We start from the raw sequence: 13,852 nt of genomic DNA on the forward strand, positions 1-13,852 counted from the left end.
CACAAGACATTTCAAACTTTTAAAACAACTCATCAAACAAACTCAACTGATTATCCTCTGGCATATTTCCAAGAATACCCATTTCATCCATCTTTTCAACCAAGGTTGATGAGAGGCCACCGCGTTTGCGTAGTTCTGTTTTAGAGAGGAATTCTCCCTCTTCACGCGCTCGCACTAGCTGCTTGGCAACGTTCTCTCCCAGACCATCCATTGCTACAAATGGCGGAATGAGGGTATCCCCATCGATAAAGAACTCTGTCGCCTGACTACGATAGAGATCGAGTTTTCCAAACTTGAAACCACGCTCCCACATCTCATTGACAATCTCAAGAGTTGTATAGAGGTCAATTTCCACATTAGAGGCTTCATTGTTCTTCCGTTTTTCAGCAATTTCTTCCATTCTGCGCTTGATAGCATCCAAGCCCGCCCCCATAGTCTTGATATCAAAAGCCTTAGCACGAATGGAGAAGTAAGCACAGTAATAATAAATGGGATGGTGAACCTTGAAGTAAGCTACACGCAAGGCCATCATAACGTAGGCTGCCGCATGGGCTTTAGGGAACATGTACTTAATTTTCCCACAGGACTCGATATACCACTCTGGCACCTTATTAGCCTTCATAGCTTCGATATAGCCATTGCGTTCCTCTTCTGAAATCTTGAGCCACAAGCCCTTACGTACCCGTTCCATGATGGTAAAGGCCATCTTAGGCTCGAGACCAGCATGCATGAGGTAAACCATGATGTCGTCCCGACAACCGATAACGGTCGACAGATCCGCAATCCCTTGCTTAATCAGATCTTGAGCATTTCCAAGCCAAACGTCGGTACCGTGAGATAACCCTGACAACTGAAGCAATTCTGCAAAAGTCGTCGGATGCGTTTCATCTACCATGCCTCGGACAAAGTTGGTTCCAAACTCTGGAATCCCCAGCATGCCTGTCGGCGTACCGATTTGCTCAGGTGTCACACCTAGCACATCCGTCCCAGAAAAGAGGGCCATCACACCTTCGTCATCCATAGGAATTTCATTAGGATCAATCCCCGACAAGTCCTGGAGTTTTCGAATCATGGTCGGATCATCATGTCCCAGTACATCGAGTTTGAGGACGTTCTCGTCGATATCATGGAAGTTAAAGTGAGTAGTCTGCCATTCAGCCGTCACATCATCCGCTGGATACTGGACAGGCGTAAAGTCGTAAACATCCATGTAGTTAGGAATAACAACGATTCCCCCCGGGTGTTGGCCTGTTGTCCGTTTGACACCAGCAGCACCTTGAGCGAGACGTTCCACTTCTGCATCACGATAAAACTTGCCATAATCTCGCTCGTAACCCTTGACAAATCCATAGGCAGTCTTGGCAGCCACCGTACCAACCGTTCCTGCACGGAAGGCATATTCCTCACCAAAGATATCACGCACATCCAAGTGGGCGCTAGGCTGATCCTCTCCCGAAAAGTTCAAGTCAATATCGGGAACCTTGTCTCCATCAAAACCAAGGAAGGTCTCGAAAGGAATATCCTGTCCGTTTTTGCTGAGTTTATGACCACATTTTGGGCAGTCCTTATTGGGCATATCAAAACCTGATCCGTAAGAACCGTCTGTGATAAACTCACTGTACTGACACTGACCACAGACATAGTGAGGAGATAGAGGATTGACCTCTGTAATCCCAATCATGGTCGCAACGAAACTGGAACCGACAGATCCACGAGAACCAACCAAGTAACCCCGTTCATTGGAACGTTGCACCAGCATCTGCGATGCCAGATAAATCACAGCAAATCCATTCCCCAGAATAGAAGTCAATTCTTTTTCAATCCGCAAATCAACAATATCTGGCAGCGGATTTCCATAAATCTCAAAAGCTTTCTTATAGGTCAACTCAGCAACTGTTTCTTCAGCCTTGTCGATGAAAGGCGTGTACAAGTCACCCTTAACAACCTCAACGGGTTCAAAGATTTCTGCTAAGGCATTGGGATTTTCAATAACCAGTTTACGAGCCAGTTCCTCTCCCAAGAAGGCAAATTCATCCAACATCTCATTAGTCGTTCTAAAATGAGCCTTTGGAAGTGGTGCTGGTTGGGCATGTTCTCCATGACCGATAGTTCGGTTAATCATAGCCCCCTGTCCCAAACTACGGACGATAATTTCACGATAAATCTCTTCTTCCGGTTCGATATAGTGAACATTTCCCGTAGCCAGAACAGGCTTGCCAAGACGGTCGCCGACCTCTATCAAACTCCTGATAATAGTCTGGAGTTCCTCCATATCCTTGACCTGCTCCTTAGCAATCAAGGGAGCATAGATAGCTGGTGGCATGACCTCAATAAAGTCATAATACTTGGCCACCTCAACCGCCACATCCACGCCCTGGGAAACAACTGCATCAAAAACTTCACCTTCAGAGCAAGCTGAACCTAAAATCAAGCCCTCTCGATGAGCATCTAAAACTGTTCTCGGAATCCGTGGTACCCCTTCAAAGTACTTAGTATTGGACAAAGAAACTAGCTTAAAGATATTTTTTAGGCCTACCTGATTCTTGACATAAATAGTCGCATGCTTAATCCTAGCTTTTTTATAAGAATCTGGACTAATCAAATCAATATTGAGTCTAGCTAAATCCGTCACACCATGTTTTTCTGCCACCTCTTTGATAAAGATGAAAAGCAAACGACCAGTAGCTTCCGCATCGTAATTGGCCATGTGGTGATGTTCTAAGGCCACACCAAAACGCTTGGTCAAAGGCCCCAAACCATGACGCTTATACTCAGGATAAAGGTTTCTAGCAAACTCCAGCGTATCAATCACTGGCTGACTAATCCTTGGAAGACCATGACGCTCATAATTGGCATTCATAAAGCCAACGTCAAAGGTCGCATTGTGGGCAACTAGTACCGTATCTTTACAAAATTCTTGGAATTCTTGCAAAACTTGTTCCAGTGGCTTGGCATTTTTGACATGATCATCTGTAATTCCAGTCAACTCAGTAGTAAAAGCTGACAAGGGATGCCCGGGATTGATAAATTCATCAAATTCGGCAATGACATTCCCCTTGTACATCTTAGAGGCTGCAACCTGAATCAAGTCATTATAGATGGCTGATAGACCCGTTGTTTCCACGTCAAAGACCACATAGGTCGCTTCTGACAAGTCCATCTCCACTTCGTTATAGACGATAGGGACACGGTCCTCCACGATATTGGCTTCCATACCATAGATTAGCTGGATTCCCGCTTTTTTGGCCGCCTTATAGCCGTGTGGGAAGGACTGGACATTCCCATGGTCCGTGATAGCAACAGCCTTGTGTCCCCACTTAGCAGCTGTCACAACGATTTCTTCGACCTCTGGTAGAGCATCCATGGTCGACATATTAGTATGAGCATGAAACTCAACCCGACGCTCACCTTCTGGCATCAAATCCTTCCGCTCATAGTGAACAACTTCCTGCACATCCTGCACGTTCATAGTCAAATCGCGTGTGAAGTTATTCATCTCCACATTCCCACGAACTCGGAGCCAAGAATTCTTCTTGATAAGGTCAAATTTCTGAGCTTCTTCCTCATTTTTAACCCACTTTTGCATCGAAAAACTGGAAGTATAGTCTGTCATTTTAAAGTTGATCAAAACACGCCCTGTTCTGGTTACTTTTTGCTCCACATCAAACACAACCCCTTCAAAGACCAGACGATTTTCCTCCGTCGTCACTTCGATCATAGGAGTAATCTCCGCCTTATCTAGCTTGGGTTTAGCTGCAGCTTTTTTCGCTTGAAAATCAAAGGCTGGTTTCTCTTCCGCAGGAGGAGGGGCCATCTGTTCCAGTTGTTCCATAGCACGGAGCGCTTCCTCATTGGCCGCTTGAACAATCTGATCATTTTCAGCATGAAAGGCCTCTTCCTGCTCTTGGGTCAGCACATCATTTTTCTCTACTTGACAATTAAAAGTTGGAAAGCCAAATTGTTCAAGTTGTTTCGCTAAATTAGGAAGATGATTCTTCTTAAAGTGTTCCTTATCAATCGCCTCAGAGCCTTCAATAAATAGCTGATTGCCCTCCGCACGAACTTGCAAATTTTGATAAAGGGACTTAAAACCTTGACTAGCACACGGCCCGTCAGAAAAAGCCTCTCTATAATAGGCCTGCAAGAGTTGATTTGAAAATTCTTGAGACAGAGCCTTGATTTCGAAAACAGCTTTATTGCCTGTCTTAGAAAATTCCTCACTCAAACCTTTCTTTAATTCTAAAAAGATTTCAATCGGTAAAATATTAGAAAATACGAAATGAAACTCCCATACCTTACTAATTTTATGAACCACAACTCGCTCAATATCGGCCTGTGATAAAGCAGGATCCTGCCTCATTTCAGCAGGCATCCCCAGTTGATTCATCAAAATTTCAAAACTGTTTGACATTCATTTTCCTCACATTATTCTCCTACTATTTTACCATACTTAGAGGTATTTTCTAAAGACAAAAGGAAGCCACTAAGTGACTTCCTTCTAGAGTGAGAACTGATTAGTCTTCACCTTTATTTTTCTTAATGATTTCTTCTTGTACTGACTTAGGTACATCTTCGTAGTGGTCAAATACCATCATGAATGTACCACGTCCTTGAGATGCAGAACGAAGAACTGTTGCGTAACCGAACATTTCAGCAAGTGGAACGTAAGCACGAACGATTTGGCTGTTACCGTGTGCTTCCATACCATCTACACGTCCACGACGAGCAGTTACGTGACCCATAACATCACCAAGGTTTTCTTCTGGAACAGTGATTGTTACAAGCATCATTGGCTCAAGGATAGCTGGTTGTGCTGATTTAGCAGCTTCTTTAAGAGCAAGTGAAGCTGCGATCTTGAAGGCAGTTTCAGATGAGTCGACATCGTGGTATGAACCATCGTAAAGCTTAGCTTTAACGTCAACCATTGGGTAACCTGCAAGAACACCGTTAGCCATAGATTCTACCAAACCTTTTTCAACCGCTGGGATAAATTCACGAGGAACCACACCACCGACGATTGCGTTTTCGAATTCGAATCCTTTTCCTTCTTCGTTTGGAGTAAATTCAATCCATACATCACCGAATTGACCTTTACCACCAGACTGACGTTTGAAGAATCCACGTGCTTGAGTAGAAGCGCGGAATGTTTCACGGTAAGATACTTGAGGAGCACCTACGTTCGCTTCAACTTTGAACTCACGACGCATACGGTCAACAAGGACGTCAAGGTGAAGCTCACCCATACCAGAGATAACTGTTTCACCAGTTTCAACGTTTGTTTCAACGCGGAATGTTGGATCTTCTTCAGCCAATTTTTGAAGGGCGATACCCATCTTGTCTTGGTCAGCTTTAGATTTTGGCTCAACCATCAATTGGATAACTGGTTCTGGAACGTTGATTGACTCAAGGATGATTTTAGCTTTTTCATCTGTCAATGAGTCACCAGTTGTAGTATCTTTCAAACCAACGGCAGCAGCGATATCACCTGAGTAAACAGTGTCGATTTCTTGACGGCTGTTAGCGTGCATTTGAAGGATACGTCCGATACGTTCACGTTTACCTTTAGAAGTGTTCAATACGTATGAACCTGATTGAAGAACACCTGAGTAAACACGGAAGAATGTCAAACGACCTACAAATGGGTCAGTCATGATCTTGAAGGCAAGAGCTGCAAATGGCTCTTCGTCAGATGCTGGACGAGTTTCTTCAGCGTCTGTATCTGGGTTAATACCTTTGATTGCTGGGATGTCAAGTGGGCTTGGAAGGTAGTCAATAACCGCATCAAGCATCAATTGAACACCTTTGTTCTTGAAGGCAGAACCACACAATACTGGGAAAAATTCAACGTTGATAGTCGCTTTACGGATACCAGCTTTCAATTCTTCGTTAGTGATTTCTTCACCTTCGAGGTATTTCATCATCAATTCTTCGTCAGTTTCAGCAACCGCTTCAATCAATTTTTCACGGTATTCTTGAGCTTGGTCAAGGTATTCAGCTGGGATGTCCTCTTCAAGGATATCTGTACCAAGGTCATTAGTATAGATTTCAGCTTTCATCTTGATCAAGTCGATGATACCACGGAAGTCATCTTCAGAACCGATTGGCAATTGGATTGGGTGTGCATTTGCTTGAAGACGATCGTGAAGTGTGCTTACAGAGTAAAGGAAGTCAGCACCGATTTTGTCCATTTTGTTGGCAAATACGATACGTGGAACTCCATACTCAGTTGCTTGACGCCAAACTGTTTCAGTTTGAGGCTCAACACCTGATTGTGAGTCAAGAACGGTAACCGCACCATCCAATACACGAAGAGAACGTTGTACTTCGATTGTGAAGTCCACGTGTCCTGGTGTGTCGATGATGTTTACGCGGTGGTTGTTCCATTGAGCTGTTGTTGCAGCAGATGTGATAGTGATACCACGCTCTTGCTCTTGCTCCATCCAGTCCATTTGTGACGCACCTTCGTGAGTTTCACCGATTTTGTGGATTTTACCAGTGTAGTAAAGGATACGCTCAGTTGTAGTTGTTTTACCAGCATCGACGTGAGCCATGATACCGATATTACGAGTTTTTTCAAGTGAAAATTCGCGTGCCATGAGGTTTGTTTCTCCTATTTATTTTTGATTTCTATTCTATTATAACACGATTTTAATAAAAACGGATAGGCAGGACCTACCCGTTCTCAATCTTTTCATGCTATTGTTGGTTTCAACTTACGAGCTGGTAAGTTGAGTTATAGCTAATACTAATCGATTTAGCTAATTTGAACCCGGGCTAAAAGCTCGGAAAATAGATAAGCTCTCCTAGAATCTTCGATTCTTCGTCAAGCTTCCTAATTTTCAGTCGCTTTTTTAACGCCCTTAGTATCTTAATCTTACCAACGGAAGTGTGCGAATGCACGGTTAGCTTCAGCCATACGGTGAGTGTCTTCACGTTTCTTAACAGCTGCACCAGTGTTGTTAGCAGCATCCAAGATTTCTTTTGCAAGACGGTCTTGCATTGTGTGTTCACCACGAAGACGAGCGATTGTTACCAACCAACGAAGTCCAAGTGTTGTACGACGTTCTGGACGAACTTCAACTGGGACTTGGTAGTTAGAACCACCAACACGGCGTGCACGTACTTCAAGTACAGGCATGATGTTTTCCATAGCTGTCTCAAATACTTCAAGTGCATCGTTGCCAGTAGCTTCTTTGATTTGCTCAAAAGCACCGTAAACGATTGAAGCAGCTGTACCACGTTTACCGTCAAGCATAACGCGGTTGATAAGACGAGTAACTAGTTGTGAATTGTAAAGCGGATCTGGCAATACGTCACGTTTTGGAGCTCTATTTTTACGACTCATTTCTCTTTATCCCCTTTCCTTATGCTTTTGGACGTTTAGTACCGTATTTAGAACGGCCTTGTTTACGATCGTTAACACCTGCAGTATCAAGTGCACCACGGACGATATGGTAACGTACCCCTGGAAGGTCTTTTACACGTCCACCACGAAGAAGAACCACGCTGTGTTCTTGCAAGTTGTGTCCGATACCTGGGATGTAGGCAGTAACTTCGATAAGGTTGCTCAAACGTACACGAGCGAATTTACGAAGGGCTGAGTTAGGTTTTTTAGGTGTCATTGTTCCAACACGAGTTGCAACACCACGTTTTTGTGGTGAAGAAACGTTTGTTTGAACTTTTTTATGACTGTTGTAACCAACGTTCAAAGCTGGTGATTTAGATTTTTCTACTTTTGATTTACGCGGTTTGCGAACCAATTGGTTAATTGTAGGCATCTACATTCTCCTGTGTTTTTTTATTTTTGGTGATGATACACTTGGTGACAGCTATCATCTGTGTGTACTTTTGCAACATTTGTCAGCACGTCCCTGTACACTCTTGAGAGACCAAAAGTAAAAAGTACCGTCTATTATTGTAACAAAATTTTCCATTGGTTGTCAAGATATTTTTCTTTTTTATTGCTAATCTTTTCACTGGGTAACTTCTCAAAGTAACTTCCACTTGCCTGACCGAAGTGGAAATTAGTCTAAAACGGATTTTTATGGTGGAATTAAGTGTGAGACGTTTGAGTTAGAAATGAGGCTAACTATGTCAAAACATAAACACCTTACCCTTTCAGACCGTAATGATATCCAACTGGGCTTAGAGCGCGGTGAAACCTTCAAAGCTATCGGGCAACTTATTCTAAAAGACCCAACTACTGTTTCCAAAGAAGTCAAACGAAACAGACAGGTCCGAGAGTCTACATGCCATAACCTTCCTTGCCCTTTACTCGACAAAGCTCCCTTTGTCTGTAATGGTTGCCCTAAAAGAAGACAAAACTGTGGCTATAAGAAGATTTTATACCTCGCTAAGCAAGCTCAAAAACAATACGAACAAACTCTTGTCGAAGCTCGTGAAGGAACTCCTCTCAATTCTAAGACTTTCTGGGACATGGATAAAGTCATTTCTGAGGGTGTTAAAAAGGGACAACACATCTATCATATCCTCAAAACTCATAACCTTGATGTTAGCTCCTCAACCGTCTATCGACACATCCGAAAAGGATACTTGTCTATCGCTCCTATTGATCTTGCTAGAGCCGTTAAATTTAAAGAAAGAAGAAAAAGTAAGCTACCTTCCATCCCTAAAGAAGCTAAAAAAGGCCGTTCCTATGAGGATTTCCAAAACTATTTAGCACTGAATCAACTAGACTCTTGGCTGGAAATGGATACAGTTATGGGCAGAATGGGAGGTAAAGTCCTACTCACCTTCAATCTATCTTTCTGTAACTTTATCTTCGCTAGACTGCTGGATAATAAAACTGCCCTTGAGGTTACCAAACACCTCTATGACATCAAGAACACTCTTCACCAAGCTGACAAAGATTTCTTCCAACTCTTCCCTGTCATTCTTACCGATAATGGTGGAGAGTTTGCCAGAGTCGATGATATCGAAATGGATGTGCGAGGAGAGAGTAAACTCTTCTTTTGTGACCCTAATCGCTCTGACCAGAAAGGGAGAATTGAGAAAAATCACACGCTGATTCGCGACATTCTACCTAAAGGAACTTCTTTTGACAATTTAACTCAAGAGGACATCAATCTCGTTTGTTCGCATGTCAACAGTGTCAAACGTGCTGCTTTGAATGGAAAGTCAGCCTATGAACTCTTTGCATTTACCTATGGAGAAGAGATTCCTAAGCTTCTTGGCATTTCTAAAATACCTGCAGAAGACGTCTATCAATCGTCTACATTATTCCAACATAAGTTCTAAAAACTAACCTTTAACCGCATTCAAACGTCTCACACTAACTTCCACTATAGCGGAACTTAATCTGAAACGCTTTCAGATGAGGGGATTTTATGCGCTCTTTTTTTCGATTCATTTTGGTTACAAAAGCGATGAAATCAAGCATGATTAAAACCAGTGGAACTTACCCTGACACGGATTTCCACTGGTTTTTTCTATTTTTATCAGACTAACTTCCACTTGGATTAGCGGTGGAACTTAGTTTGGGAATTTACGATTTTAGCTAATTTTAGCTACGTGGTACCACCTTAGAGTAAACAAAAAGGAGGAATTCCCCCTCTCCTAAAGTTAGTATTGTTCCATTCAATCCCTTCAATTTTAGCACATAATGGTTTTCGAGTTATGATAGTATCACAACCAACCAGATTCTTTCGCTATATTAGCTGCCTCTGTTCGATTACCTGCATCTAGTTTTGAAAGAATATTGGTGACATAGTTTCGGACTGTTCCGTTTGATAAATAAAGTTGATCTGCAATTTCTTGGTTAGACAAGCCTTGAGCAATTCCCTTTAAAACAGCAATCTCTTGTTCTGTTAATGGATTGGGATGCGTCATCACCACTTCCATCAATTCAGGCGAATACTCCTTGCCTCCTTCGAGGACAGTATGCAAAGTTTGCATGAGGTCTGCAATGCTTCTTTCTTTCAAGACATAAGCATCTACTCCAGCCTTGACTGCACGTTCAAAATACCCTGGGCGCTTGAAAGTCGTCACTACAACCACCTTTGTTTCTAGCTTTTCTACCCGAAGCCATTCCAAGACTTCGAGGCCAGTCTTCACAGGCATCTCTACATCAAGAATGGCAATATCTACGGACTCTTTTTCTAAGAGTTGGATTGCTTCTTGCCCATTCTTGGCTTGTAAGACAGACTCTACATCTGCTTGAAAGGCAAGCAACTGGCACATAGCATCTCGCAACATACTTTGATCTTCTGCGACTAATACTTTCATCTACTTTCTCTCCTTATAAGGTAGTCGAACTTGCACTTCTGTCGGTTGTTTCTGACTAATTACCTTTACTTCTCCCGAAAATGGAAGAACACGATCTCGAACTGTATGGAGGTCATCCCCCTTTATAGAAGTAAAGCCACAGCCATCATCTCTCACTGTTAAAATGAGTTCTTTCTCTGTCCGTTCTAATTTTAAGTAGACTTTAAACGCTTTAGCATGTTTGATGATGTTGGTCACTAATTCAAGCAAAATCATGGAAGCCGTTGACTCCAATTCCTGAGTTAAGCTAGCTGTATCTAGTTGATTAGCTATTTCCACCTCAATTCCAGCAATTTCTAACATCTTTTTCACAGTCTCTAGTTCGGATGTCAAAGTTCTAGACTTAAGATTTTCCACAATGGTTCGCACTTCATTCATGGAATCCTTACTGATCTGGTGAATTTCTTTTAATTCCTTTTCCACCTGTGGATAAGCCTCCATCTGAAATAACTGCAAGGCTAAATCTGTCTTGACACTCAACATAGCAAAGGTATGTCCCAAACTATCATGCAAATCTTGACCGATACGACTGCGTTCATTTTCGGCAAGCAATAGATTTATCTGGGCATTTTGCTTAGCCTGAGCTTCTTTCAAATCCTCCACAATACGAATCCGAACCGAGCCCAAAGTCATCAAATCAACAAAAGCAAGAATTACAAGTAGATAGAATAGATACTCAACTTCGATTCTCTGAAAAATCAACAGTTGGCCCACAACAAGGACTTGAGCAAGAAGAAAAGTCCAGACATGTAAAGACTTTAAACCATCTACGCTGAAATGATAACTTAAGAGATTGGATAGGAAAAAGAAGAACCAGATATAATTAACAGCAACAAAGGTAGTATTCCCAACTACATAAGTCAGCATGAGACCCCAATATAGCCAAGATAGGCGCTGGCTCTTAGTTGTTAAAACACCCAAATATGCCACTACAAATAGAATATCAATCAATAAATGCCAGGCAGAAAGCCACCCAGTCACTACAGGTAGGATGGGGAAAATCATAAAAATTAAACTGGCCCAAAACATATAGTGTATGCTTTTCAGTCTTTCAAGCATTAAGCATTCTCCTTATGACCTTGAAGGTAAATGGTCAAACCAAACAAAACTGCTGAAAAAACAAGTAGATAAACTGTGGCTGATAGATTGATGCTACCCTCGTTTAAGAAGGTCTTGAGCAACTCCATCAACTGATAAGTTGGTAGGCACTTCCCGATTGCTTGCATCCAGTCTGGAAATAAAGAGATGGGCATCCAGAGTCCACCTAAAACAGCCAAGCCTAGATAGAGAAGATTGCCCACGACAGACATCAGCTGACTAGAAGGCAAGAGTGTCAAGGTCAAGCCAAGCGCTACAAAAGCTACACTTCCTACTATCAGCAAGAACGCAGCCCCAATCCAGCTTCCTAAAGACATATCCACACCTCTGACCAAGTGCCCAACTGAGAAAACAACCAAAATTGAGACCAAATAATCAACCATCATACTTGTTATCTTTGATAGATAATATTCTACCATATTTACAGGGGTATGGCGCAATGTTTTCTGCCAGTTGTTGATTTTATCGGTATGTAAAACAGCTGGGAATGAAAACATAGCTGTCGACATCATGGAAAAAGCCGTCATGGAGATGAGGTAGTCGCGCATAAAATTAGCCGATCCACCTGGTGTGTCCTGGTACATGCCTGAAAAGAATAAATAGAAGGCTGTCGGCATCCCTACGGATAATAGATAATAGACTAATTGTCGTTTGGTCAATAGAAATTCTATCTTGTTTAGTGCAATCCATCGTTTCATCTTAGTCATCTCCCTTCTGTGTTTCTTCAAAGATTGTATCCAGCAAGCTACGATTATTGACTTCAATTTCTTGTATGCTACATCCTGCTTGAACTAATAGTTCCCAGAAAGAGTCTGCTTCGCGTGTGACTACTTGTAGGGCATCTTGTTTTTGTGACCAGTTTTCAACCAAGTTTGACTGTTCGACAACTTCTTTATATGCTAGAGGAAGGATAAAGTGCTTTTCAATCTCCTCACTACGCATGGCTAGAGGTGTCGTATCTCGAATCAACTCTCCCTTATTTAAGAGCAAAATGCGGTCTGCGGTGTGTTCCACTTCCTCAATATAATGGGACGAATAGAGAATGGTGACTCCTTGTGTTTTTAAATCCTGAACAATCTCCCAAAAACGTTGACGAGTTGAAGTATCCATGGCTGAAGTAGGCTCATCTAAAAAGATTAACTTTGGTCGCCCAATTAAAGTTAAGACAAAAGAGAAAAGACGCTTTTGACCGCCTGATAATTTTTCTGCCAATTGTTCTTTTTGTTGCTTGTCAAACTGCAATAGTTGATCAATTTCTTGCTCGCTCAAAGGATTTGGATAAATACTTTGAAAGAAAGCAATCAACTCTTTAACCTTCAATTTCTGTACAATCACATTTTCTTGAGGGAGATAAGCCCTAGTATAATTTAACTTAGAACTCGTCACTGGTAAACCTTGAATAGATACTTGACCACTGGTGACCACTTTATCTCCGAGCAAACAGGCCAGAAGTGTTGTCTTACCAGCACCATTGGGACCAATCAAGGCTACACATTCACCATCCTTGATTTCAAAGGAGATGTTCCGCAAGATCTCCTTGTCTTTTATTTTCTTACACAATTTCTCAACTTTAATCACAGTCATGAGATTCTCCTTTCAACCACTCCTCTTCCATAGGAAATGCGATAAAAATCATAAATCCTAGTCCCCAGGCACCACGGATGAATTGGTGAAGGAAGGCTTGATCAAACCAACCTGTAAACATTTCTACCAACCATACCACTAGTGATAATCCAATAAAAAGATAGAGAAACGCTTTTTTCATTTTTCAAACTCCTTTTTCATATCTGAGACTAATTTCAAACCTTCTCTGACAAGCCAAGACATCATTCCAAAGCCAGCAAAGAGCTCCCAAGGAAAATGGTAGAAACCCTCGTCCAATCCTGAGAACATGAGATAGGTCATAACTCCTGCTGCTACTAAACTCACTGCTATAATCATTTTATTTCTCATCTCTTCTTCCTCCATTTCATACTTCAATTATAGCCCTTTGAAGTTAGCGGAGCTAGATGCTTCTGTCACTAGGAAATATGACAAATGTCATAAAAGATTCTGTTCAAAACAAGAAAGATACACTATACAATAAAACACAAGTAGAAAAATCTAAGGCGGCCTCCTCAAAAGAGATATCAAACCCAATTCACACCATAATGTAAACTAATACTTATTTAAAATCAAAAAGAGTAGAAATTTTTATCAGACAAACACATATATTATAGGTGGGACTAAAAAACTCTTCAATTACTTTCTTAAAAGTTTGTAAGAATTATACAATCTGTTAAATTTTAATTTATGTACCTAAACTACAGTATTCATTGAACAAATCAGGAAACAAAAACATATACGCGATCAAAATGAATTGCTGAAAATCAAAAAAGAGAGAACCAAACTGATTCTCTCTTAATGTATATAATATCTAGTTATAAAATACACACTCACCTATCTCTGTAATGTATCGGGAAGACAGGAT

11 protein-coding genes are annotated in these 13,852 nt (G+C 41.6%); 1 reads left to right on the top strand and 10 read right to left on the bottom strand.

What is annotated here, in order from left to right; all coding sequences use genetic code 11:
* Positions 1-19 precede the first annotated feature (19 nt).
* From HT689_RS07365 to rpsL, 4 genes are all read right to left on the bottom strand, one after another.
* Positions 20-4,411, bottom strand: a complete 4,392-nt coding sequence (locus HT689_RS07365) for a PolC-type DNA polymerase III (RefSeq protein ID WP_173225976.1) — start codon at positions 4,409-4,411, stop codon at positions 20-22.
* A 103-nt stretch (positions 4,412-4,514) separates the two neighbouring features.
* Positions 4,515-6,596: an elongation factor G gene (gene fusA, locus HT689_RS07370; protein WP_000090345.1), complete on the bottom strand. Its 2,082-nt coding sequence runs from the start codon at positions 6,594-6,596 to the stop codon at positions 4,515-4,517.
* Positions 6,597-6,874: 278 nt separating this feature from the next.
* Positions 6,875-7,345 (bottom strand): 30S ribosomal protein S7, encoded by a 471-nt coding sequence (gene rpsG, locus HT689_RS07375; RefSeq protein ID WP_000087873.1) that lies wholly within the window; start codon positions 7,343-7,345, stop codon positions 6,875-6,877.
* 19 nt (positions 7,346-7,364) lie between these two features.
* On the bottom strand, positions 7,365-7,778 hold the full coding sequence (gene rpsL / locus HT689_RS07380) for a 30S ribosomal protein S12 (protein WP_001142332.1): 414 nt from the start codon (positions 7,776-7,778) through the stop codon (positions 7,365-7,367).
* A gap of 313 nt (positions 7,779-8,091) precedes the next feature.
* On the opposite strand from rpsL, the gene HT689_RS07385 reads away from it, so the two are divergent.
* Positions 8,092-9,258 (top strand): IS30 family transposase, encoded by a 1,167-nt coding sequence (locus HT689_RS07385; RefSeq protein WP_173225974.1) that lies wholly within the window; start codon positions 8,092-8,094, stop codon positions 9,256-9,258.
* A gap of 387 nt (positions 9,259-9,645) precedes the next feature.
* Here the strand turns inward: HT689_RS07385 and HT689_RS07390 are convergent, their stop codons facing one another.
* From HT689_RS07390 to HT689_RS07415, 6 genes are read right to left on the bottom strand one after another with little or no spacing between them, the layout of a single operon-like run.
* On the bottom strand, positions 9,646-10,245 hold the full coding sequence (locus HT689_RS07390; protein ID WP_173225972.1) for a response regulator transcription factor: 600 nt from the start codon (positions 10,243-10,245) through the stop codon (positions 9,646-9,648).
* Complete coding sequence (locus HT689_RS07395) at positions 10,246-11,343, bottom strand: sensor histidine kinase (RefSeq protein WP_173225969.1); 1,098 nt, start codon at positions 11,341-11,343, stop codon at positions 10,246-10,248. It lies immediately after the preceding gene.
* Positions 11,343-12,080 (bottom strand): ABC transporter permease, encoded by a 738-nt coding sequence (locus HT689_RS07400; RefSeq protein WP_173225968.1) that lies wholly within the window; start codon positions 12,078-12,080, stop codon positions 11,343-11,345. Before HT689_RS07400 ends, HT689_RS07395 begins: the two co-directional genes overlap by 1 nt.
* A gap of 1 nt (position 12,081) precedes the next feature.
* Positions 12,082-12,966 (bottom strand): ABC transporter ATP-binding protein, encoded by an 885-nt coding sequence (locus HT689_RS07405; protein WP_173225966.1) that lies wholly within the window; start codon positions 12,964-12,966, stop codon positions 12,082-12,084.
* On the bottom strand, positions 12,953-13,147 hold the full coding sequence (locus HT689_RS07410; RefSeq protein WP_173225964.1) for a hypothetical protein: 195 nt from the start codon (positions 13,145-13,147) through the stop codon (positions 12,953-12,955). The genes HT689_RS07405 and HT689_RS07410 overlap by 14 nt, the downstream gene beginning before the upstream one ends.
* Positions 13,144-13,350, bottom strand: coding sequence for a hypothetical protein (locus HT689_RS07415; protein WP_173225962.1), 207 nt, complete (start codon positions 13,348-13,350; stop codon positions 13,144-13,146). Before HT689_RS07415 ends, HT689_RS07410 begins: the two co-directional genes overlap by 4 nt.
* Positions 13,351-13,852 lie beyond the last annotated feature (502 nt).

It is taken from the genome of Streptococcus sp. 2342, assembly GCF_013276795.1.
GTDB lineage: Bacteria > Bacillota > Bacilli > Lactobacillales > Streptococcaceae > Streptococcus.

What these genes read in the sequence shown, in the direction of transcription:
- HT689_RS07365 (WP_173225976.1), bottom strand. Translation starts at nt 4,411, where the DNA reads ATGTCAAACAGTTTTGAAATTTTGATGAATCAACTGGGGATGCCTGCT.
- fusA (WP_000090345.1), bottom strand. Translation starts at nt 6,596, where the DNA reads ATGGCACGCGAATTTTCACTTGAAAAAACTCGTAATATCGGTATCATG.
- rpsG (WP_000087873.1), bottom strand. Translation starts at nt 7,345, where the DNA reads ATGAGTCGTAAAAATAGAGCTCCAAAACGTGACGTATTGCCAGATCCG.
- rpsL (WP_001142332.1), bottom strand. Translation starts at nt 7,778, where the DNA reads ATGCCTACAATTAACCAATTGGTTCGCAAACCGCGTAAATCAAAAGTA.
- HT689_RS07385 (WP_173225974.1), top strand. Translation starts at nt 8,092, where the DNA reads ATGTCAAAACATAAACACCTTACCCTTTCAGACCGTAATGATATCCAA.
- HT689_RS07390 (WP_173225972.1), bottom strand. Translation starts at nt 10,245, where the DNA reads ATGAAAGTATTAGTCGCAGAAGATCAAAGTATGTTGCGAGATGCTATG.
- HT689_RS07395 (WP_173225969.1), bottom strand. Translation starts at nt 11,343, where the DNA reads ATGCTTGAAAGACTGAAAAGCATACACTATATGTTTTGGGCCAGTTTA.
- HT689_RS07400 (WP_173225968.1), bottom strand. Translation starts at nt 12,080, where the DNA reads ATGAAACGATGGATTGCACTAAACAAGATAGAATTTCTATTGACCAAA.
- HT689_RS07405 (WP_173225966.1), bottom strand. Translation starts at nt 12,966, where the DNA reads ATGACTGTGATTAAAGTTGAGAAATTGTGTAAGAAAATAAAAGACAAG.
- HT689_RS07410 (WP_173225964.1), bottom strand. Translation starts at nt 13,147, where the DNA reads ATGAAAAAAGCGTTTCTCTATCTTTTTATTGGATTATCACTAGTGGTA.
- HT689_RS07415 (WP_173225962.1), bottom strand. Translation starts at nt 13,350, where the DNA reads ATGGAGGAAGAAGAGATGAGAAATAAAATGATTATAGCAGTGAGTTTA.